The sequence below is a fragment of the Kitasatospora sp. NPDC088160 genome (assembly GCF_044741445.1).
In the GTDB taxonomy this organism is placed as follows: domain Bacteria; phylum Actinomycetota; class Actinomycetes; order Streptomycetales; family Streptomycetaceae; genus Kitasatospora.
Map to the genome: position 1 here is coordinate 497059 of NZ_JBIUSS010000002.1, position 23660 is coordinate 520718.

Annotated in this window: 6 protein-coding genes; 5 read left to right on the forward strand and 1 reads right to left on the reverse strand. The window is 77.6% G+C overall.

From position 1 onward, the window contains the following. The first annotated feature begins 19 nt into the window (after positions 1–19). The 5 genes from ACIOGZ_RS04665 to ddaH all read left to right on the forward strand — a co-directional run bounded on the left by ACIOGZ_RS04665 (position 20) and on the right by ddaH (position 22373). Positions 20–4639 (forward strand): condensation domain-containing protein, encoded by a 4620-nt coding sequence (locus ACIOGZ_RS04665; RefSeq protein WP_400984833.1) that lies wholly within the window; start codon positions 20–22, stop codon positions 4637–4639. Then, entirely contained in the window at positions 4636–10023 is a 5388-nt protein-coding gene (locus tag ACIOGZ_RS04670) for an amino acid adenylation domain-containing protein (RefSeq protein WP_400984835.1), read from the forward strand. The genes ACIOGZ_RS04665 and ACIOGZ_RS04670 overlap by 4 nt, the downstream gene beginning before the upstream one ends. 5 nt (positions 10024–10028) lie before the next feature. Beyond that, positions 10029–21059 carry an amino acid adenylation domain-containing protein gene (locus tag ACIOGZ_RS04675; RefSeq protein WP_400984837.1) on the forward strand — a complete coding sequence of 3677 codons (11031 nt, stop codon included), beginning with the start codon at positions 10029–10031 and terminating at the stop codon, positions 21057–21059. Further along, positions 21056–21280, forward strand: coding sequence for an MbtH family protein (locus ACIOGZ_RS04680; protein WP_063349723.1), 225 nt, complete (start codon positions 21056–21058; stop codon positions 21278–21280). The genes ACIOGZ_RS04675 and ACIOGZ_RS04680 overlap by 4 nt, the downstream gene beginning before the upstream one ends. 253 nt (positions 21281–21533) lie before the next feature. After that, positions 21534–22373, forward strand: coding sequence for a dimethylargininase (ddaH, locus tag ACIOGZ_RS04685; protein ID WP_363585092.1), 840 nt, complete (start codon positions 21534–21536; stop codon positions 22371–22373). A gap of 195 nt (positions 22374–22568) precedes the next feature. Here the strand turns inward: ddaH and trpD are convergent, their stop codons facing one another. Next, on the reverse strand, positions 22569–23630 hold the full coding sequence (gene trpD / locus ACIOGZ_RS04690; RefSeq protein WP_363585090.1) for an anthranilate phosphoribosyltransferase: 1062 nt from the start codon (positions 23628–23630) through the stop codon (positions 22569–22571). Positions 23631–23660 lie beyond the last annotated feature (30 nt).

Sequence of the window (23660 nt, forward strand, 5' to 3'; positions counted from 1 at the left end):
CGAACGGGAGAGAGCAGCAGTGACCAGGACCCCAGCGACGGCCCCCGCCGACACCGACATCGCCGTCGTCGGCATCGGCGCCCGCTTCCCCGACGCCGACGACCTGGCGGCCTTCCGGGCCAACCTCGCCGCCGGCCGGGACTCCGTCGGGGACATGCCCGCCGCCCGGGCCGCTGCCACCGGACTCGACCCGGACGCGGGCTACCTGCCGATGGGCCACCTCGCCGACGTCCACACCTTCGACCACGCCTTCTTCGGCCTCTCCCGGCGCGAGGCCGCCCTGATGGACCCCCAGCAGCGGATCGCGCTGGTCCTCGCCCACCAGGCCGTCGAGGACGCCGGCTACGCCGCGAGCGCCCTGCGCGGACGCCAGGTCGCCGTGGTGCTCAGCGCCGCCGCCTCCGGCTACCTCGGCGCCGCCACCGAGCCCGGCCCGCTCAGCGCCCTCGGCAACGTGCCCTTCGCGCTGCCCGCCCGGATCGCCCACGTGCTCGGCTTCGAAGGCCCCTGCTACGCCGTCGACACCGGCTGCAACGGCTCGCTCGTCGCCGTCCACCAGGCCTGCCGCGAACTGCGCGACGGCGAGGCCGAGTACGCGCTCGCCGGCGGCTTCAGCCTGCGCCCCGGCGGCCTGCCCGCCCGGCAGACCGAAGGCATGACCGAACTCGTCTCCCCGAGCGGCCGCTGCCGGGCCTTCGACGCCGACGCCGACGGCACCGCCAGCGGCGAGGGCGGCGCCGTCCTGCTGCTCACCACCCTCGGCCGGGCCCGCGCCGACGGCACGCCCGTCCACGCCGTGATCCGCGGCAGCGCCGTCCGGCACAACGGCCGCGCGGCCGCCACCATCAGCACCCCGAGCGCACCCGCGCACGCGGCGGTGATCGGCGCGGCCTGGCGCGCCGCCGGGCTCGACCCCGCCCTGGCCGGCTACCTGGAGGCGCACGGCTCCGGCACCCGGCTCGGCGACGCCGTCGAACTGGAGGGCCTGGCCCAGGTGTTCGGGCCGCGCGGGTTCGGGGCGCGGGGCCGGCGGCTGCCGATCGGCTCGGTGAAGACCAACGTCGGCCACCTCGACCACGCGGCCGGGATCGCCGGCCTGGTCAAGGCCGTCCTCGCGGTCGGCCACGGCGAGCTGTACCCGTCCCTGCACTTCCGCCGGCCCGTCGACGAGGCCGCCCTCGAACCCGTCGAGGTGGTCACCGCGCTGCGCCCCTGGGAGGGCGAGGAGCGGATCGCCGGCGTCAGCTCGTACAGCCTCGGCGGCATCAACGCCCACTGCGTGGTCCAGCGGCCGCCCGTGCCCCCGCGCGCCGACCGGCCGGGCACCCCCCGGCTCGTCGGTGTCTCCGCGCGCAGCCGCACCGCGCTCGCCCGGCTCTGCGCCGACCTCGGCGCCGCGCTGACCGGCCCGGCCGCCCGCGACACCGACCTCGACGACGTCGCCCTCACCCTCAACTCCGGGCGCACCCACTACGGACACCGGGTGGCGGTGCGGGCCCGCGACACCGCCGAGCTCGGCCGGGCCCTGCTCGAACGGGCGGCCCGGCTCGACGCCTCGGCACCGGCCGGCGGCGCCCCGCGCGGCGGCCGGACCAGGCCGCCCGCCGTCTGCCTGCTGCTCTCCCCGGACGCCGCGCCCGACGCCCCCGGCCCGGCGGAGCTGCCCGACACGCTGCCCGACACGCTGCCCGACACGCTGCCCGCCACCGGCCCGGCGGCCCGGCTGCTCGCCGGCCAACTCGCCCTCCACCGCGAGCTGTCGCGCTGCGGCGTGCCCGTGGAGACCGTGCTGAGCAGCGGCGTCTCCCGGTACGCCGCCCGGTACCTGCTCGGCACCCTCACCGCCGAGGACACCCGCGAACTCGCCACCGCCACCGGCACCGGTGCCGAGGCCGCGCCGCCCGACCGGGACCGGCTCGTCGCGGCGGCCGAACGGCTCGCCGCCGCCGGACCGGTGGTGTTCCTCGACCCCGGCCCCGGCGGGGTCCTCGGCCGGCTGCTCGCCGAGCGGTTCGGCCCGGAGGGGCAGGACGGCGCCCGGCTGGTCACGGCCGCCGACGACGGGTTCGCCGCGCTGCTCGGCCGGCTGTACGAATGCGGCCTGGACCTGGACTGGACGGCGCTCGGCCCCGAGCCCGGCACCGCCCGCCGGCTGCGCCTGCCCGGACACCCGCTGGCCGCCACCCCCTGCTGGATCCGGCCCGCACCGGCGGCCCCCGCGCTGCCCGCCGTGCCCACCGCGCCCGTCGCGTCCGCGGCACCCGCCGTCGAGCGCACCGGGACCGGCCCCGCCGAGGACCCCGAACGCTGGCTCGCCGAAGTCCTGGGAGAACTCCTGCACAGCGAGCAGCCGCCCGGCCCGGAGGCCGACTACTTCGAACTCGGCGGCAACTCGATCATCGCCCTCCAGCTCGCCGACCGGATCCAGACCCGCTTCGGCTTCCGCCCCCGGCTGCTCGACGTCTACGAACACCCCGCCGTCGGAGCGTTCGCCGACCTCATCCGCCGCCGGGCCGGCGCCCCCGCGGCCCCCGCCCTGCCGCCGATCACCCCGCGCGACACGCCCCCGGTCACCTCCTTCGGCCAGGACCGGATCTGGTTCCACCACCAGCTCGACCCCGGCACCACGCTCTACAACCTCCCGATGGTCAGCCTGATCAGCGGCCCGCTCGACGTCGACGCCGTCCGCGGCATGTGGCACGACCTGATGCTGCGCCACGAGGTGCTGCGCTCCAACTTCGCCGAGGAGGACGACGAGCCGGTGCTGCGCATCCGCCCGGAGCCCGGCGACTTCTTCACCTTCCATGACGTCTCCGCGGATCCGGACCCGCTCGCCGCCGCCCGCGAACTCGTCCGGCAGGCCGCCGAGCACCGCTTCGACCTCGCCCACGACCCCCTGGTGCGGGTGCTCGTGGTCCGGACGGCCCCCGAGCAGCACGTGCTCCAGGTGACCATGCACCACGCCGTCAACGACGGCGCCTCACCGCGGATCTTCGAACGCGAGCTGCCCGAGCTGTACGCCGCCCGCCGCGAGGGCCGCCCGCACCGGCTCGCACCGCTGCCGGTCCAGTTCGCCGACTACGCGGCCTGGCAGCGCGAACTGGTGGCCGGCCCGGCCCTGGACCGCGAACTCGCCTACTGGTGCGAGACCCTGCGGGACGCGCCGGTGCTGCGGCTGCCCACCGACCACCCGCGCCCGGCCCGCAAGGACCACGCCGGCGACCTCGCGGTGTTCACCGTGGACGCCGCCCTGATGCGGGAGCTGCGGCGGCTCGCGGCCGACCGCTCCGTCACCCTCTTCGTGGTCCTGCTCGCCGGCCTCTACCTGCTGCTGGCCCGCCGCAGCGAGCAGGACGACCTGGTCGTCGGCATCCCGACCACCGGGCGCAACCGGCCCGAACTCGAAGGCCTGATCGGCTTCTTCAACAGCACCGTGGCGCTGCGCGCCGACCTGTCCGGCGCCCCGTCGGTGACCGCCTTCCTGCACCGGGTGCGCGCCGTGGTGCTGGAGGCCCTGGAGCACCAGGAGATCCCCTTCGACCGGGTCGTCCAGGCGCTGACGGACGAGCGCGATCCGGGCCGGAGCCCGCTGTTCGACGTGTTCTACGTGCACCAGGAGCTGCCGCCGATCCAGCAGATCGAGGGCACCTCGACCGGGTACTTCGACATCGGCCACAGCGCCGGCAACCTGTTCGGCGGCCTGCCGGCGGGCACCGCCAAGTTCGACCTCACCCTGATCACCTCCGACCGGGTCGGCGACGACGCCATGACCGCCTGCCTGGAGTTCAGCACCCAGTTGTTCACGAGCGAGACGGCGGCCGCGTTCGTCGAGGAGTACACCGAGCTGCTCCGTGAACTCGCCGCCGCCGATGGCGAGTTGCCGATCTCCCGGCTGTGGGCCGGGGCGCCGGCGGCCGTCTCCGCCGACGCGGTCCCGACCGCCCCCGCCGAGGTGCCGGCGGGCGGCCCGCCCGGGCCCGTCCGGCTCGACGTCCCCACCGACCGCCCCCGCCCGGGCCGCCCCGACTACACCGAGCGCAGCGTCACCGTCCCGGTCGACGAGTCGCTGCGCGGCGCGATCGCCCGGTCCGGCCCGCACCCCGACCGGGTGCTGCGGGCCGGCTGGCTGGTGCTGCTCTCGTGGATCTCCGGCCAGGACGAGGTGGCGGTCGGCCTGCCCGGCGGCGCCCTGCTGCGGGCCGACCTCGCCGACGAACCCGCCTTCACCGACCTGCTCGGACGGACCACCCCCGACGGGACGGCCGGCCCCGGAGTCGAGCCCCCGGTCCGCTCCCGGGGCGACAGCGACGGCGGTGGCGGTGGCGGTGGCCACGGCGTCGGCCCGCGCGGGGCCGAACTCGACCTGGGGTGGCGGGCGGAGAACGGCGCCGCCCCCACGGCGCTGACCGTGCACTACGCCCCCGAACTCTTCGATCCGCCGACCGCGACCGGCTTCGCCACCGGCCTGCGCGAGCTGCTGCGCGGCCTGCTCGCCGAGCCCGACCGCCCGGTCCACGACGTGGCGGCCGACTACGCCGACTACGCGGACCGGGCCGACTGCGCGGACCACGCCGACCACGCCGACGCGCCCGAGAGCGTGACCCCGCACTCCGACGACGACACCGTGAGGGCCCTGTGAGCAGCTCCACCGCCACCCCGCTCGACGCCGCCCGGCGTGCCGTCCTGCGGGACACCCCGTCCCTGCCCGCCGACTGCGTGGCGCGCCTGGTCCGCTTCGAGGGCCCGGTCGGGCCGGACCGGCTGCGCCGCGCCGTGGCCCGGGCCCTGGCCGAGCGCCCGGACCTGCACACCGGCTACCGCGCCGCCGCCGGGGGCGGCCGCGGCCTGCTCCGCCCGGCCGACCCGGCCCAGCCGCCCGCCGTCGCGGTGATCGACCTCGACCCGGAGGAACTGGACGGCTGGCTCGCCGCCGAGCTCGTCCGCCCGCTCGACCTGCTCGGCGGGCCGCTGGTGCGCCACGTGCTGATCCGCCGGTCCGACGGCGGGCTCAGCTGGTTCCAGCGCCACCACCGGCTGGTCGACGACGACGCCGGGCTGGCCGCGCTCGTCCGCCGGGCCGGCGAGCTGTACGCCGAGGACGGTGGGACGGCCCCCGCCTCCCTCGGCACCCCCGCCTCCCTCGGCACCCCCGTCCCCGCCCCGGACCCGGACGCCGACCGGGCGTACTGGCGGGAGGTCCTGGGGGCCGCCGGCCCCGAGCCCGCCGCCGCCCGCCCGGCCGGTGCCGTCGCGCCGCCGGCCGAACTGCCCTGGTTGCCGGTGGCCGACCCGGCCGCACTGGCCCGGGTCGCCCGGGCCGGCGGCGCGGGCCCCGCCGCGGTGCTGCTCGCCGCCGCCGCCGTCCACGCGCACCGGCTGACCGGCACCCGGGAGCTGCTGCTCGGACATTGGAGCCCGGCGCCCGGCCCGGGCGGCCGCGGCCTGGTCGTCCCGGTGCGCCTCGCCCCGGCCCCCGGGCTCAGCTTCACCGCCGTCCTCCGGCAGGCGGGCCGCGCCCTGCGCGCGGCCCGCCGCCACGGCCACCGGCCGGACCTCGACCTGCCCTGGGGCCCGTCCTCCGGGTACGGCCTGGTCACCGGGATCGCCGACAGCGCCGAGCGGGTGGCGTACGGCCCCGGTACGGTCGCCGTCCTGGCCCGCGCCTGGGGCGAGCCGCTGCCCGGCCTGTTCCTGCGCGCCGACCCCACCCCCGGCCCGGCGGACCCGGACGGGGCGTGGCGGGTCGCCGCCGGCGGCCACGGCGCCGACCCGGCGGCCCACCGCCGACTGGTCCGGCTGCTGGCGCGGCTGGCGGCCCGGCCCGACGAGCCCATCCACTCCTTCGACCTCGCCGGCGAGGACGAGCTCGCCCTGCTGCGGAAGGCCAACGCCACCGGACACGCGGTGCCCGAGACCACCGTGCCCGCGGCGTTCGCCGCCCAGCTGGCGCGGACCCCGTCCGCCGTCGCGGTGCGCGGCGGGGGCGAGGTGCTGGACTACGCCGAACTGGACGGGCGCTCCGAGCGGATCGCCCGGTTGCTCGCCGGTCTCGGCGTCGGCCGCGAGGACGTCGTCGCGGTGCTGCTGCCCCGCACGCCCGCCCTGGTCGCGGCCGTGCTGGGCGTGCTGAAGGCCGGCGCCGCCTACCTCCCGGTCGACCCGGGCCACCCGCGCGGCCGGGTGGAGTTCGTGCTGGCGGACGCCCGTCCCCGGGTGGTCCTGACCACGGCGCAGCTGGCCGCCGCCGTGCTTCCGGAGCCGGCCGCCGACGGCCCGTCCGTCGTCCTGCTGGACGAGCCCGCCGCCGTCGAGCCCGCTCCCGTCGAGACCGCCGGCGCCGCTCCCGCCGAGGCGAAGCCCACCGGCCCGCTGCCCGGCAACGCGGCGTACGTCATCCACACCTCCGGCTCCACCGGGACGCCGAAGGGCGTGGTGGTCACCCACCGGGCCGTGGCCAACCTCGCCGCCTGGGCGGCGGCCGAGCTCGGCCCCCAGGCCCTCTCCCGGGTGCTCGGCTCCACCTCGCTCTCCTTCGACCTGTCGGTCTTCGAGCTCCTGGTGCCGCTGTTCGTCGGCGGCAGCGTCGACCTGGTGGACAACCTGCTCACGCTGCTGGAACGCCCGGACTGGTCCGGCAGCCTGGTCAACACCGTCCCGTCGGTGTACCAGCAGGTGGCCCGGGCCGAGTGGGTGCGCGAGCGGGCGACGACCTACGTGTTCTGCGGCGAGCCGCTGCCCGCCGCGCTGGTCCGCCAGGTGCACGCCCGCAACCCGGACGCCCGGGTGTTCAACCTTTACGGCCCCACCGAGGCCATCGTGTACGCCACGGCCGGGGCGTGCCCGCCCGGCGCGGACGGGGAACCGTCGATCGGCGTGCCGATCGGCAACGTGCGCGCCCACGTCCTCGACCCGGCCCTGCGGCCCGCGCCGGTCGGCGTCACCGGCGAGCTCTACCTGGCCGGCGACTACCTGGCCCGGGGCTACGCCCACCGGCCGGGGGCCACCGCCGAGCGCTTCCTGCCCGACCCGTTCGGCCCGCCCGGCGCCCGGATGTACCGCACCGGGGACCTCGCCCGCTGGACCGCCGCCGGGGAGCTGGAGTACGCCGGCCGCACCGACCACCAGGTGAAGATCCGCGGCCACCGGATCGAACTCGGCGAGATCGAGGCCCGGTTGACGGAGCTGGACGGCGTCCGGCGGGCCGTGGTGGTCGCCACCGACGACGGCGAGGGCGACCGCCGCACGACGGCCTTCCTGGTCGCCGCCGAGGGTCGCCCGGCCGATCCGGAGGCCGTCCGGGCGGCGCTGCGCGAGGTGCTGCCCGCACCGGTCGTCCCGGCCGCCCTGGTCTTCCTCGACGACCTCCCGACCAACGCCAACGGCAAGACCGACCGCGGCGCGCTCGCCGCCCTGGCCGCCGGAGCCGCGCCGGGGACCACGCCCGAGCCCCCCGCCGTCCCGGCCGCCGGCCCCGTCGAGGTGCTGCGCGAGCTCTTCGCCGGCGTTCTCGGCCTGCCCGAAGTCGGCCCGGACGACAGCTTCTTCGCCCTCGGCGGCGACAGCATCCGCTCCATCAAGCTGCTCCGCCGGGCCCGGCGGGCCGGGCTGGCGCTCGCCCCGGAGGACGTGTTCGCGCACCCGACCCCGGCCGGACTCGCGGCCGTCGCCACCGTGCTCGACCCCGCCGACCAAGGCGCCGGCCGGCCCGCCGACGGCGAACTGCTCCCGCTGGACGCCGCCGAACGCGCCTGGTTGCGGGCCCGGTTCCCGGGCCACCGGGACGTGCTGCCGCTGACACCGCTCCAGGAGCGGCTGCTCTTCCCCACCCAGCACAGCCAGGGCGGCGGCGGGGCCTACGTGATGCGGCTGTGGATGCTCTTCGACGGGCGGCTCGACCCGGTGGCGCTGCGCCGCGCCGTCGAGGCGCTCTGCCGCCGCCACCCGAACCTGGCGGCCGGGTTCGTCCGCCTCCCCGACGGCCGACCCGTCCAGGTCGTCCCGGACCGCCTGCCGCCGTTCACGGAGCTGGACCTCAGCGGCCTCACGGCGGCCGAACAGGAGGCGGAGACCGAGCGGTTGGCCGCCGAGGCCAGGACCACCCGGTTCGACCCGGCCGACCCGCCGCTGATCCGCTTCACCCTGCTCCGGCTGGGCCCCGGAGAGGGCGTGGGAGCGCAGCGGTACCGGCTGGAGGTGGTCGCCCACCACACCCTGATCGACGGCTGGTCCAACCAGCTCCTCCTGCCGGAGCTGTTCGCCCTGTACCGCGACCCGGCCGGACTGCCCGAGCCGGTGCCGCTGCGCGCCCACTTGGCCTGGCTGGCCGGCCGGGACCACGAGGCCGCCCGCCGGGCGTGGCGCGAGGCCCTGGCCGCGCCGATCGAACCCACCCTGGTGACGCCGCCCGGGCTGCCGCCCGCCGACGGGTGGCCGGGCCGCCGCTACCGGCCCCTGGGCGAGGAGCGCACCGAACGGCTCGGCGCCCTCGCCGCTGGGCTGGGCATCACGCTCAACACCGTGCTCCAGGCCACCTGGGCGCTGCTGCTGGCCGAGCGGACCGGCCGCCCCGACACCGTGTTCGGGATCATCGTCAACGGCCGCTCGCCGGAGCTGCCGGGCTCCGAGTCCGTCATGGGCTTCCTGATCAACACCCTGCCGCTGCGGATCACCCTGCGGCCGGAGGAGCCGCTGGCCGGGCTGCTGACCCGGGTCCAGCGCGAGCAGGTCCGGATGATCGCCCACCAGCACCTGGGAATCCCCGCGATCCAGCGGGCGACCGGCCTCGGCGAACTCTTCGACACCGTCATGGTGTACGAGAACTTCCCGCAGTCCGGCGACCAGGGCGACGCGCTCCCGGGGGTGCGGATCACCGGCTCGGGCAGCGAGACGGCCGCGCACTACCCGCTGTCGCTGATGGCCATCCCGAGGGACGGCGGACTGGAACTCGACATCCTGCACCGGGAGGACGCCGTCGACGCCGAGGCCGCCGACGCCCTGCTCGTCCGGCTGCTGGGGCTGCTCGACACCCTCGTCGCCGAGCCGGACACCACCGTCGGCGCCCTCGGCCTGCTCGACTCCTGGCCCGCGACCGCCGGGCCCGCCCGCACCCCGCTCCCCGCCGACGCCACCGCCGACGCCGCCGAGCCCGCCCCGCCCGCGGACGGCCTGGAGTCCATGCTGGCCACCCTGCTGCCGCTGCGCTCGACCGGCACCGGCGCGCCGCTGTTCTGCGTGCACCCGGCCGCCGGGATCGGCTGGACGTACGCGGCGCTGCTGGGGCCGCTCGGCGACCGGCCGCTCTACGTCCTGCAGTCCCGCGGCCTCGACGGCCGGGGGCCGCTGCCGGCCAGCCTGGAGGAGGTGGCCGAGGACTGCGTGCGGGAGATCCGCGCCGTCCAGCCCGACGGGCCCTACCACCTGCTCGGCTGGTCGTTCGGCGGCCTGGTCGCCTACGCCGTGGCCGCCCGGTTGCAGGAGCAGGGCGCGGAGGTGGGCCTGCTCGCGATGCTCGACAGCTACGTGCTCGCCGACCTGCCCGCCCGCTCGGAGGCCGAGGTGCTCGCCGAGCAGGGCCACGTCCGCAACGCCCTGCTGCGGCTGACCGGCGTCGACCGCCCCGCCGACGCGCCCGCGCCGACCGCCGAGGAGTTCCTCGCCCTCGCCAAGGACTCCGACTCGCCGCTCTCCGTCTTCTCCGAACACCACCTGACCGCGCTCGCCGAGGTCTACGACAACAACGTCCGGCTCGGCCGGGCCTTCCGCCCCGGCGGGTACCGCGGCGACCTGCTCCTCATCGAGGCCGTCCCCGAGACCAGCGGGCCCGTCCAGGACCCGGAGAGCTGGCTGCCCCACCTCGACGGCGGCCGGCTGCTGCGGCACCGGACCGACCACGGCCACCAGGAACTCGGCGGCCCGGCCGCCCTCGTCGACCTCGCCCCGGCGCTGCTCGACCGACTCGGCGACCCGGCCGGGCCACAGGGTCCGCAGGGGCCGCACCAGCCGCACGAGCCGGAGAGGAGCTGAACCGGATGTCCGCCATGCCCGCCACGCCCGCCACGCCCGCCCGACGACGGCCGCTCACGGCCCCGCAGTCGGGAATCTGGTTCGGCCACGAGGCCGACCCCACCCGGCGGCGGTTCACCGCCGGCCAGTACGTCCAGTTCCATGGCGCGATCGACGAGGAGCTGTTCGAACGCGCGCTGCGGGGCGTGGTGGCCGGCAGCGAGAGCCTGCGGGCGCGCTTCGAGCCGACCGCCGACGGCGCCGTCCAGATCATCGAGGACGCCGCCGACTGGCCGCTGCACCGGCAGGACCTGCGCCACCACGAGGACCCGGCCGCCGCCGCCCGCGCGTTCCTCGCCGCCGAACTCGCCCACCCCTACGACCTGACCGCCCGCCCGCCCTTCGACCACTTCCTGCTGCGGACCGGCGAGGCGGAGTACCTCTGGTACCTCCGGATCCACCACATCCTGTGCGACGGCGTGGGCGGGGCCGGGCTGATGCGCCGGGTGGCGGCCGAGTACACGGCGCTGCACGCGGGCGAGCCGCCCTCCACCGGCGTGCACGACCCGCTCCAGGCCCTGCTGGACGACGACGCCGCCTACCGCTCCTCCGCCCGGTTCCGCACCGACGCCGCGTTCTGGGCCGAGGAGTCGGCCGGCCTCGGCGACCCGCCCCGCCTCGCGGGCGGGCGCAGCGCCCCGACCGGCTCGGGCCCGCGCCCGCCGGTCGCCGTCCGGACGGAGCTGTCCGCCGAACGCTGGGCCGCTGTCCGCGAGCGCGCCGGCGCGGGCTGGACGGCGCTGTTCCCGGCCGCGCTCGCCGTCGCGCTGCACGCCGACACCGGCGAGGGCACGGCGGTGATCGGCCTCGGCGTCCGTGGCCGGGACGCCGCGCTGGCCCGGCGGGCCCTCGGCATGACGGCGAACGTCGTCCCGCTGCGGCTCGCCGTCGACCCGGCCGCCACCGTCGGCGGCCTGGTGGCAGCCACGGCGGACCGGGTCCGGGCCGCGCTGCGCCGCCAGCGGTACCGCTTCGAGGACCTGCTCCGCGACACCGCCGCCGCCCGGGGCGACCGGCCGCTGATCGGCCCCACCCTGAACCTGCTGCCGCTCGACCTGGGCCTGCGGTTCGGCGGGATCCCGGCCACCGTGCACGAGGTCTCGCCGGGCCTGCCCGAGGACTTCGCGCTCGGCGTCTACGACAACGGCCGCGCCACCCTGCCGGTGTTCGCCGACGCGGTCGGCGACTACCCCGAGGACACCGTCCGGGCCCACCTGGACCGGGTGCTCGACCTCGTGACGGCGCTGGCCGAAGCCCCCGAGGGGCTCCCGGTCGGCCGGCTGCGCACCGGCAGCGCCGTCGCCCTGCCCGCGCCGCGGCCCGCCCCCGCGCCGGCACCGGACCGGACCGGCCAGGACGGCGACACCCTGGTCTCGCTGTTCGAGCAGCAGGCCGCCACCCGCCCGCGGGCACCGGCCGTGGTGCTGGGGGAAACCGTCCTCACCTACCGCGAACTCGACCTGCGCGCCGACCGGTTGGCCCGCCGGCTCGCCGCCCGGGGCGTGCGCCGCGGCGACCTGGTGGGCGTCGCCCTGCCCCGCTCGCCGGACCTGGTGGTCGCGCTGCTCGGCGTCCAGAAGGCCGGCGCCGGCTACCTGCCGCTGGATCCGGACTACCCGGTCGAGCGGCTGCGCGCGACCATCGAGGACGCCGCGCCCCGGCTCGTGGTGACGGACGACTCCGCCCGGGCGGCGCTGCCCGACGGCGTCGAGACCCTGCCCGTCGACGGCGCGGACGAGCCCGCCGACCGGACGCGGCCGCAGCGCCCCGGCCCGGACGGTGTCGCCTACGTCATCCACACCTCCGGTTCCACCGGCCGCCCCAAGGGCGTCCTGGTCACCCACCGCAACGTCACCCGGCTGCTCGCCACCACCGCCGACCGGTTCGGCTTCGGACCGGACGACACCTGGACCCTGTTCCACTCCTACGCCTTCGACTTCTCGGTCTGGGAGCTGTGGGGAGCCCTGCTGCACGGCGGCCGCCTGGTCGTCGTCCCCCGGGACACCGCCCGCTCGCCCGAGGAGTTCCTGCGCCTGCTCGCCGACGAGCGCGTCACGGTGCTCAACCAGACCCCCTCGGCGTTCACCCAGCTGGCCGCCGCCGACGCCGCCCACCCCGGCCCGAGCGCCCGGCTCGCCCTGCGGTACGTCATCTTCGGCGGTGAGCAGCTCGAACCCTGGCGGCTCGCGGACTGGTACCTGCGGCACCCGCAGGACGCGCCCCGGCTCGTCAACATGTACGGCATCACCGAGACCACCGTGCACGTCACGGCCGGCGACCTCGACGCCGCCGCCGTGGCCTCGGGCGCCGCCACCATCGGCCGCCCGCTGCCCGACCTGCGGGCGTACCTGCTGGACGCCGCCCTGCGGCCGGTGCCCGACGGCCTGCCCGGCGAGCTGTACGTGGCCGGCCCCGGCCTGGCCCGCGGCTACCTCGGCCGCCCCGCGCTGACCGCCGCCCGCTTCACCGCCGACCCGTACGGCCCGCCCGGCAGCCGGATGTACCGCAGCGGGGACCGCGCCCGCCGCCGCCCCGACGGCGAACTCGAACACCTCGGCCGCACCGACCGGCAGGTGAAGATCCGCGGCTACCGCATCGAGCCGGGGGAGATCGAGGCCGTGCTCGCCGCGCTGCCCGGCATCTCCGGCGCCGCCGTCCTCGCCACCGAACGGGAGCCCGGGCACAAGGCGCTGACCGCCTACCTGCTCGGCACCGAGGAGGCCGTCCGCGCGGCCGCCGACCACGCCCGCGCGTCGCTCCCGGACCACCTGGTGCCCGCGGCCTTCGTCGCCGTCGAGGCCTTCCCGCTGACCGCCAACGGCAAGCTCGACGAGCACCGGCTGCGGGCCCTGGAGGCCAGGGCGGCGGACGGCCGGGGCCGGGCGCCCAGCGGCGAGCACGAGACCCGGCTGCACCGGCTGTTCGGCGAACTCCTCGGGGCCGAGAGCTTCGGCGCGGACGAGAGCTTCTTCGCCCTCGGCGGCGACTCCCTCTCGGCGAACCGGCTGGTGGTCCGTGCCCGGGCCGAGCTGCCCGCCGAGCTGTCCGCCGGACTGACCATCCGGGACGTCTTCGCGACCCCCACCGTGGCCGGCCTGGCCGCCCGGATCGGCGCCCGTGGCGCCGCCCGCAGGGGTGAGGCGGCGGCCGGCCGGGAACTCCCGCAGCGCCCGCAGGCCGGCCCCCGGCCGGAGCGCATCCCGCTCTCCCACGCCCAGCGCGGCCTGTGGTTCCTGCACCGGCTCGGCGAGCAGGCGTCGACCTACCACATCCCGCTCGCCGCCCGGCTGACCGGGCCGCTCGACCTGGCCGCGCTACGGGCCGCCGCCGGCGACGTCCAGCAGCGGCACGAGAGCCTGCGCACCGTGTTCCCGGCCACCGACGGGCAGCCGTACCAGCGGATCCTCGACGACCCGCCCCTCCCGCTGACCGTCCGGCAGCTGGACCCCGCCGGCCTGGACGCGGCGGTGCACGAGGAGGTCCACCGGCCCTTCGACCTCGAACAGGGCCTGCCCTGGCGGCTGGTGGTGTTCACCGCCGGGCCCGGCACCCACCTGCTGCTGATCGTCCTGCACCACATCACCGCCGACGAGCAGTCGCTGGGCCCGCTGACCCGCGACCTCGCCGTCGGCTACGCCGCCCGGGCCCGCGGCCGGGCCCCCGAGTGGCCCCGACTGCCGCTCCAGTACGCCGACTTCACTCTCTGGCAGGGTCGGGAACTCGGCCCGGCCGACGAGCCCGACAGCCCGCTGGCCACCGAACTGGCGCACTGGCGTCAGACCTTGCACGGCGCGCCGGAGCGCACCGCGCTGCCGGTGGACCATGAGCCGCCGCCCGGCGCGGCCCTGCGCGGGGCCGCCGCCGAGTTCCAGTGGGACGCCGAACTGGTCGCCGCAGCGGCCGAATTGGCGGCCGGCCGGGGAGCCACCCTGTTCATGGTGCTGCACGCGGCCGTCGCCTGCCTGCTGGCCCGCTCCGGAGCGGGCGCCGACCTCGTCCTCGGCACGGTCACCGCCGGCCGCGCCGACCCGGCCCTGGACGACCTGGTCGGCTACTTCGCCCAGCCGCTCGCCCTGCGCACCGACCTCTCGGGCCGCCCGGGCTTCGCGGAGCTCGTCGACCGCGTCCGGCACGCCGACCTCACCGCCTTCGCCCACGACCAGGCGCCCTTCGACCGGGTGGTGGACGCCCTCGCACCCGACCGGGAACTCGGCCGCCACCCGCTGTTCCAGGTGATGATCACCCTGCACGGCGGACGCCGACCCGCGCTCACCCTGCCCGGACTGTCCGGCGCACCGCACCGATTCGAGCGGGTGATGGCCAAGTTCCCGCTGCTCTTCGAGTTCGCCGAACAGCCGGACGGCACGGTGCGCGGCGTCCTGGAGTACAGCACCGGCCACTTCCGTCCCGAGACCGCCGACCGCCTGGCGCAGGGCCTCGGCCGCCTGCTGGCGGCCGCCCTGGCCGACCCGGCGGCACCCGTCGACACCCTTGGCCCCCTCGACCTGCCCGGCAGCCTCGACCTGCCCGGCACCCTCGACCTGTCCGACACCCCGGGCCCGGCCGGCCGCCCGCTCCCGGCGTCCGTCGCCGCCCGCCCGCAGCCTGTCACCCGCCCGGAGGGCGGCTCGCCCGCCGAGGAGCAGTTGCGGACCCTGTTCGGCAGCGTCCTCGGCCGGTCGCGGCCCGGGCCGTCGGAGGGGTTCTTCCGGCTCGGCGGGGACAGCATCCTGGCGATCCAACTGGCCACCCGGGCCCGGTCGGCGGGCGTGCTGATCACGCCGAAGGACGTGTTCACCCACCAGACCCCGCGCGCCCTCGCGGCCGCCGCGGCCGTCGTCCCGGACGGTGTCCGTGCCCCGGCCGCCCGCCCGGCGGTGCCCGCGCCCCCGGGCGGGGTGCTGCCGCCCACCCCGATCGCGGACTGGCTGGCGGCCCGCGGCGGACCGATCCACGGCTACGCCCAGTCCCTGCTGTGCGAGGTGCCGCCCGGCGCCACCGAACACACCCTGAGCGCCGCCCTCCAGCAGCTCGTCGACCACCACGACGCGCTGCGGACCCGCCTGACCGGGGCCCCGGGCGAGCCGCTCGCCTTCGAGATCCGGTCCGCCGGGACCGTCCCGGCGGCCCCGCTGCTGCACCGGATCGACCTCGCCCGCGAGGGCCTGGCCACCGCCCCCGGCCGCGACCCGGCGCCCGCTCTGCTGGAACTCGTCGCGGAACAGCGGCACGACGCCCGCCGCCGCCTCGACCCCTACCGGGGCGAACTGCTGCGGGCGGTCTGGTTCGACGGCGACCAGGGCGGCCTGCTGCTGATGGTGATCCACCACCTCGCCGTCGACGGCGTCTCCTGGCGGATCCTGCTCGACGACCTCGCCCGGGCCCACCGGGCCGCCGCCGACGGCCACCCGGCCGACCTCGCCGCCGTCCCCGTCACGGCCGCCGACTGGGCCCGCGCGCTGCGGGCCGCCGAGGCCGACCCGGCGGTCGCCGCCGACCGCGACCACTGGCACGGCCTGCTGACCGCCGGCACCGGGACCATCGGTACCCGGCCGCTGGACCGCACCCGGGACACCGTGGCCGGGGCCGCGACCCTGCGCACCACCCTGGGCGGCGGCCCGACCGCCGCCCTGCTGACCGACCTGCCCGACCGACTCGGCGCCGCCGTACCGGAGATCCTCCTCGGTGCGCTCGCCGCCGCCCTGCGCGGCTGGCGCGCCCGCGGCGCCGACGGCCCGCTCCTGGTGGACGTCGAGGGCCACGGCCGCGACCCGGAACTCGCGGCCCTCGACGGCCTCGACCTCTCCCGGACGCTGGGCTGGTTCACGGTCATCCACCCCGTCCTGCTGGACACCGGCCCGGCCGGACCCGACACCGGGGGAGCGGCCCGCGCTGACGACCCAGCCCGCGTCGACGACCTCGCCCCCGCCGACGAACTGGCCCGCGCCGTCGCGGCCGCGCGGCGGCGCCTGCGCGCCACCCCCCACCGGGGCCTGACGTACGGGCTGCTCCAGCGGTCCGGCACGCTGCCCCACCGCCCGGCCCCGATCGCCTTCAACTACCTGGGCCGCTTCGACACCACCCGACGCGGCCCCTGGCAGCCCGTCCCCGGCACCCTGCGGGGCGAGGCCGACCCCACCCTGCCGCTCGCCCACACCCTCTCGGTCGACGCCTTCGTGGAGACCGGCCCGGACGGCCCGCGGCTGCGGGTCGAATGGGCCTGGCCGGCCGGCGTGCTGGCCGCCGACGCGGTGGCCGAACTCGCCGCCCGCTGGGAGCAGGCCCTCACTACCCTGTCGTCCGTCGGCCCGCCCCGGGCCGGGGGGCCCGCAGCCGCCGCCCAGCCCGAAGCGCCCGCCGAGGCGCCCGTCGAAGCGCCCGCCGAGGCCGCCGTCCTGCTGCCCGCCACGCCGCTCCAGGCCGGACTGCTGTTCCACTCCCGCTACGCCGCCCACGACGGCCGCCGCGACCCGTACCTCGTGCAGCTCGTCCTCGACCTCACCGGCGCGATCGACCCGGAGCGGCTCCAGGACGCCGCCCGGCGGCTGCTCGCGCGCCATCCGCAGCTCGCCGGGGCCTTCACCAGCGGCGAGTCCGGCCCGCCGCGGCAGGTCGTGCCGGTCGAGGTGACGCTGCCCTGGCGCACCGTGGACCTCACCGGGCGGGCGGAGGGGGAGCAGTCCGCCGACGCCCGGCGGCTCGTGGCGGAGGACCGCCGGCCGTTCTCGGTCGACACCCCGCCGCTGATCCGGTTCACCCTGCTGCGGCTGGCCGCCGACCGGTGGCGGCTCGTCTTCACCCACCACCACCTGCTGCTGGACGGCTGGTCGGTGCCGATCGTGCTGCGCGAGCTGCTCGCGCTGCACCAGGGCGTCGACCTGCCCCCGGCGCCGTCCTACCGCCGCTACCTCGACTGGCTGGCCGGGCGCGACGACGCGGCCGCGCGCGGCGCCTGGCGCGTCGCCCTCGCCGGGGCCGAGCCCACCCGGGTCGGCCGGCCCGCGCCGGCCGGCGGCGAGGGCGCCGACGACGGCCCGTCGACGAGCGTCTTCACCCTGCCCGCCGGGCTCACCGCCGGGCTGCGGGCGCGCGCCGCGCAGTGGGAGGTGACCCTCGGCTCCCTGGTGACGACGGCGTGGGCGCTGGTGCTCTCCCACCTCACCGGCCGCGACGACGTCCTGTTCGGCACCACCGTCGCCCAGCGCCCGGCCGAACTGCCGGAGGCGGACCGGCTCGTGGGCCTGCTGATCAACACCGTGCCGGTCCGGGCCCGGCTGCACCCGGGCGAGCCGCTGCGCGAGCTCGCCGCCCGGCTCCAGCGGGAGCGCACCGCGTTGCTGGACCACGAGCACCTGGGCCTCACCGAGGTGGAGGAGGCCGCCGGTGCCGGGCGGCTCTTCGACAGCTCACTGGTGTTCGAGAACTACCCGCTGGACGAGGCCGGGTTCGTCGAGCCCGCGCCGGGCCTGCGGATCGGTGCCGTCGAACCGTTCGACGGCACCCACTACCCGCTCTCGCTGGTGGTGCTGCCGCGCCGGGGCGGCCTGGACGTGCGGCTCCAGCTGCGGCCCGCCGAACTGGACCGGTACCTCGACGCGGACCGGCTGCGCACCTTGCTGACGGCCGCCTGCGCCGCCCTGGCCGGCTCTGGCGCGGACGCGCTGACCACCGGCCGGGTCGACCTGCTGCCGCCCGTCCAGCGGGCGGGGCTGCGGGCCTGGGGCACCGGCCCGGCGGCCGACGCCGAACCGGTGTCGGTGGGCGCGCGGTTCGAGCGGCTGGCGGCCGACCACCCGGAGCGGATCGCCCTGCGCCACGTCGACGGCGCCACCGCGAACGCCACGGGTACCGCCACCACCACGTACGGCGCGCTCAACGCCGACGCCAACCGGCTGGCCCACCACCTGGCCGGCCTCGGGGTGCGGCCCGGCACCCGGGTCGCCGTACGGCTGCCGCGCAGCCCGGAGGTGCCGGTGGCGATGCTGGCGCTGGCCAAGCTCGGCGCCGTCTGCGTCCCGCTGCACCCGGGGTTCCCGGCCGAGCGGCTGCGCGCGCTCGCCGCCGAGGCGGGCACCGAACTGCTGCTGGACGCCCAGGTGTTGGCGGCGGTCCGGCGGGCGGGCGGGAGCGCGGGCAACCCCGGCGTGGAGGTGCCGCCCGGGCAGGTCGCCCAGTTGCTGTACACCTCGGGCTCGACCGGCCGCCCCAAGGGCGTGGCGGTCACCCACCGCAACATCCTCGCCCTGGCCGACGACCCGCTGTGGCACGGCCCCGACCACGACCGGGTGCTGTTCCACTCGCCGCACGCCTGGGACGCCATGGTGTACGAGCTGCTCATGCCGCTGCTGACCGGCCGTCAGGTGGTGGTGGCCCCGCCGGGAGAGCTGACCCCGGCGGACTACGCCCGGGCCGTCGAGCGCGGCGGTGCCACCGCGGCCTGGCTGACGGCGGGCCTGTTCGACCTGCTGACCGAGCAGGTCCCGGCGGCCCTGGCCCGGTTGCGCCTGATCTGCACCGGCGGCGACGTCGTCCCCCCGGCGGCGCTCGCCCGGGCCCGGCGGGCCGCGCCCGGGCAGCGGCTGCTGGACCTGTACGGGCCGGTGGAGAGCACGACCTTCGCCCTGGGCCACGAAGTCCCGGCGGGCCCGGTCCGCGAGGGCGAGGCCGTCCCGATCGGCCGCCCGCTCGCGGGGACGAGGGTGCTGCTGCTGGACGCCGCGCTGCGCCCGGTGCCGCCGGGCGTCCCCGGCGAGATCCACCTGGGCGGCGAGGGCCTGGCCGCGGGCTACCACGGCGCCCCGGCCCGGACGGCCGAGCGCTTCGTCGCCGACCCGTACGGCCCGCCGGGCGGCCGGCTGTACCGCACCGGGGACCTGGGCCGGTGGGACACCGAGGGCCGGCTGCACTTCCTGGGGCGCGCGGACCGGCAGGTGAAGATCAACGGGTTCCGGATCGAGCCGGGCGAGATCGAGGCCGCGCTGTGCGCCGAGCCGGAGGTCACCGCCGCCCGGGTGGTGCCGCACGGGGCGGGCCCGGCGGGCCGCTCGCTGGTCGGGTACGTGGTCGCCGACCGGCCGGTGGCCGCCGGCGAACTGCGCCGCCGGCTCGCCGGGCGGCTGCCGCGCCACCTGGTGCCCGCCGTGCTCGTCCCGGTCGACGCGCTGCCGCTGGACGCCAACGGCAAGGTCGACACGACCGCCCTGGGCCCGCCGCAGCGGTCGGCCCCGGGGCCGACCCGCTCGCCCCGCCGGGAGGTCCTGGCGGCGCTGTTCGCGGAGGTGCTGCGGGTGCCGGCGGTCGCGCCGGAGGACGACTTCTTCGCGCTCGGCGGCAACTCGATCGCCGCGATGCGGCTGGCCGGGCGGATCCGGTCCACCCTGGGGGTCGACGTGCCGCTCGGCGAGCTGTTCGACGCGCCCACGGTGGCCGGGCTGGACCACCGGCTCGACCGCGCCGCCCGTACCGGCGGCAGCGGCGGCAGCGCCCCGGCGCTCGGCGACCGGACGGCCCGGCCCGACCGGCTGCCGCTCGCCCCCGCCCAACTGCGCCTGTGGACGGCCAACTACCTGGGCGAGCACCGCCCGGACTACCTCACCACCCTGGCCCTCGACCTCACCGGCGGGCTCGACCCCGCCGCGCTGCGGGCCGCCCTCGGCGACCTGGTGGCCCGGCACGAGGCCCTGCGGACCGTCCTGCCGTACGGCCCGGACGGCCCCGAGCAGCGCATCCTCGCGCCCGCCGATGCCCCGCCCGGCGCCCCGCCCGCCGACGCCGACCTCGCCGAGGCCTTCCTCGTCGCCGTCCCGTCCGCCGCGCCCCGCTTCCTCGACGTCCCGCCGGAGCGGCTGGACGCCTGGATCGCCGCCGAACTCGACCGCGGCTTCGACCTGTTGACCGAACCGCCGCTGCGCACCGCCCTGCTGCGCAGCGGCCCCGACCGGCACACCCTGCTGCTGGTGCTGCACCACGCGACGGTGGACGGGCACGCGCTCGAACCGCTGCTGGCCGACCTGCGGTCCGCCTACCGGGCCCGGGCGGCCGGCGGGGCGCCGCGCTGGCCGTCGCCCGCCGTCCAGTACGCCGACCACGCCCTGTGGCTGCGGCGGCGGCTCGGCGACGAGGACCGCCCGGAGAGCCCGGCCGCCCGGCAGGCCGCCTACTGGAAGGGCGCGTTGGCCGCCCTGCCGCCGTGGCGGGGCCTGCCGGACGCCACCGGCGCCCCGGGCGCCGGGCCGGGCGCGGCCGGCACCGTCCGCTTCGCCCTGGACCTGCGGGAGCACCGCCGGCTGGCGGCTGCCGCCCGGGCCTGTTCGGCCGGCACCGGGATGGTGGTGCAGGCGGCGTTCGCGGCCGCGCTGGGCGACCTCGGCGCGGGGCACGACCTCCCGATCGGAGTGCCGCTGGCCGGCCGGGACGACGAGGTGCTGGACGGCGTGGTCGGCTGCCTGGTCAACACCGTGGTGCTGCGGGTCGACACCTCCGGCGCCCCGACGGCCCGCACCCTGGTCGGGCGGGTCCGGGAGCGGCTGCTGGCCGCCCACGCCCATCAGGACCTGCCGTTCGACCGGGTGGTGGAACTGGTCAACCCGGCCCGGCAGGCGGGCCGCCAGCCGCTGTTCGGGGTGGCGCTCTCCCATCTGGTGCGGGCCGAACCGGCCGACGGCGGGCGGTGGGCCGACGCCGTGACGGTCGCCGAGCGGCCCGTCCCGGTAGCCCGCACCGCCGTCGACCTGCTGCTCCAACTGGTGGAGCGGCGGACCGCGGACGGCGCACCCGGCGGGCTGGAGTGCGCCCTGGTACACGCGCTGGACGGCTGCGACGAGCCGACCGCCCGGCGGGTGGTGGCCGCCTTCCGACGGCGGGTCACCGAGTTCTGTGACGAGTTGAACAACGAGTCGAACGACGAGGTCGACGGCGAGCTCGACGACGAGCCGGCCGACGAGTTGAACGACCTTGCCCACGTGCACGACCACAACCATGAAGTGAGGGCTCGATGAGCAGCACCAACCCCTTCGACGACGAGCAGGGCGCGTTCCTGGTCCTGGCGAACGAGGAGAACCAGCACGCGCTCTGGCCCGCCTTCGTCGACGTGCCCGCCGGTTGGCGCAGCGTGTTCGGCGAGGAATCCCGGCAGGCCTGCCTGGACTACGTCGAGAAGAACTGGACCGACCTGCGTCCGCGCAGCCTGGCCGAGGCGATGGACGCCCGCGTCGACTGAGCGCGATCGGCCGGTCCATCAGGGCTGTTCCGCCCTGGCTTAAGGATCTTCCGTCCCCCGCAAGTGAACTGACAGCATGTCAGAGACGGGCGCGGGGCCGGCCCGCAGGAACGAGTGCGGCGCGCCTGGGTTTCCCCCACGCCCGGCCGCGCCGCCGGCGAGCCGGCCCCGGAGCCCCGCAGGCACCCGATTGCCGCCCGTCCGGACCGCAGCGGCACCGCCCGTTGTCCGAAGCCCTCACGAGGAGTCACCGATGAACGCTGTCACCCCGCGCCCCGCCGAGCGCACGGCCCGGCCCCGGCACTACCTGATGTGCCGCCCCAGCCACTTCGAGGTCACCTACGCGATCAACCCGTGGATGGACCCGGCGAAGCCGGTCGACACCGGGCTCGCCGTGGCGCAGTGGGAGCGGCTGTACGCGCTCTACCAGGAGCTCGGCCACCGGGTCGACCTGATCGACCCGATCCCGGGCCTGCCCGACATGGTCTACGCCGCCAACGGCGCCACCGTGGTGGACGGCAAGGTGCTCGGCGCCCGCTTCCGCAACGCCGAACGCGCCGCCGAGGGCCCCGCCTACCTGGAGTGGTTCCGCGCCAACGGCTACCCCGAGCTGCACGACCCGGAGCACGTCAACGAGGGCGAGGGCGACTTCCTGGTCACCGCCGAGTACGTGCTCGCCGGGCGGGGCTTCCGCAGCACGCCGGCCGGCCACGCCGAGGCCCAGGAGTTCTTCGGGCGCCCGGTGATCGGCCTGGAGCTGATCGACCCGCGCTACTACCACCTGGACACCGCGCTGGCCGTCCTGGACGGCGACGAGATCATGTACAACCCGGAGGCCTTCTCCGCGGGCAGCCGCGAGGTGCTGCGCCGGCTGTTCCCGGACGCGGTGCTGGCCGACGCCGGCGACGCCGCCGTGTTCGGCCTCAACGCGGTCAGCGACGGCCTGCACGTGTTCCTGCCGGAGGCGGCCACCGGCCTCGCCGACAAGCTGCGGGAGCGCGGCTTCGAGCCGATCGGCGTCGACCTGTCCGAGCTGCTCAAGGGCGGCGGCAGCGTCAAGTGCTGCACGCTGGAGCTGCGCCACCGCGCCTGACCGCTGCCCGTCCGCCCGTCCGCCCCTTCGCCCGCCTCCGTGACGCCGGGGGCGGACGAACGGGGCGGACGCGGGCCGTGCGACCACCCCGTACCAACGCGACGGGCCGCGCGGGCCTCCCCCCGAGGAGGTCCGCGCGGCCCGTCGGCGTCGCGCCCCGGTGCCGCCGCCCGACGACGGCGGCCCGGTGGCGGCTCAGTCCGGCCGCCCCGCGCGCGGCGGCCCGCTCTCGGCCCAGCGCTTCAGCAGGGCGGCCGCCGCGCCCGAGTCGACCGCCTCGGCGGCCCGGGGCAGCACGGCCGCCAGCCGCTCGACGACCGGCCGCTCGGAGGGCGTCAGCGCCGCCAGGCCGGCCGCCGCGGACAGCAGGACGGCGTCACGGACGGGGCCCTGCTCGCCGTCCAGGACGGCGTGGACCACGCCCGCGTTGTGGGCCGCGTCGCCGCCGCGCAGCGCGTCCGGGGCCGCCGTCGCGATCCCGAGCTCGCGCGGGTCGAGCCGCTCCTGCACGAACCGGCCGGTGGTCGCCGTCCAGACCGTCGAGGTGGTGGAGACGGACAGTTCGTCGAGGCCGTCGTCGCCCCGGAAGACCAGCGCGTCCACGCCCTGGCGGGCGAACACGGCGGCGATCAGCGGGCCCAGCCGGGGATCGGCGACGCCGACCGCCATGGCCGTGGGCGAGGCCGGGTTGGTCAGCGGGCCCAGCGCGTTGAACGCCGTCGGCACGCCCAACTCCTTGCGGGCGACGGCCGCGTGGCGGAACGCCGGGTGGAAGGCCGGGGCGAAGCAGAAGCCGATCCCGACCTCGCGCACCGAGCGGGCCACCTCCTCGGCCGAGAGCTCCAGCGCGATGCCGAGCCGCTCCAGCACGTCCGCCGAGCCGGAGGCGGAGGAGGCCGAACGGTTGCCGTGCTTGACCACCCGGGCCCCGGCGGCCGCCGCCACGATCGCGGCCATGGTGGACACGTTCACGGTCTTCGCGCCGTCCCCGCCGGTGCCGACGATGTCCAGTGTCGGCCCCGGCACGTCGACCCGCACCGTGTGCTCGCGCGCGGCCCGGACCAGCCCGTCGACCTCCTCGGCGGTCTCGCCCTTGGCCCGCAGCGCCACCAGGAACCCGGCCAGCTGCGCCGGTGCCGCCTCGCCGCGCATCACCCGGTCCATCGCCCAGGCGGTGTCGGCGGTGCTCAGGTCCGTCCCGCCGATCAGCGCCGTGAGCAGCTGCGGCCAGCTGCGCGATTCACCATTCCCTGTCACTGGTCACCCATTTCCGCTCGTCGGTTCCGA

What these genes read in the sequence shown, in the direction of transcription:
- ACIOGZ_RS04680 (WP_063349723.1), top strand. Translation starts at nt 21,056, where the DNA reads ATGAGCAGCACCAACCCCTTCGACGACGAGCAGGGCGCGTTCCTGGTC.
- ddaH (WP_363585092.1), top strand. Translation starts at nt 21,534, where the DNA reads ATGAACGCTGTCACCCCGCGCCCCGCCGAGCGCACGGCCCGGCCCCGG.
- ACIOGZ_RS04675 (WP_400984837.1), top strand. Translation starts at nt 10,029, where the DNA reads ATGTCCGCCATGCCCGCCACGCCCGCCACGCCCGCCCGACGACGGCCG.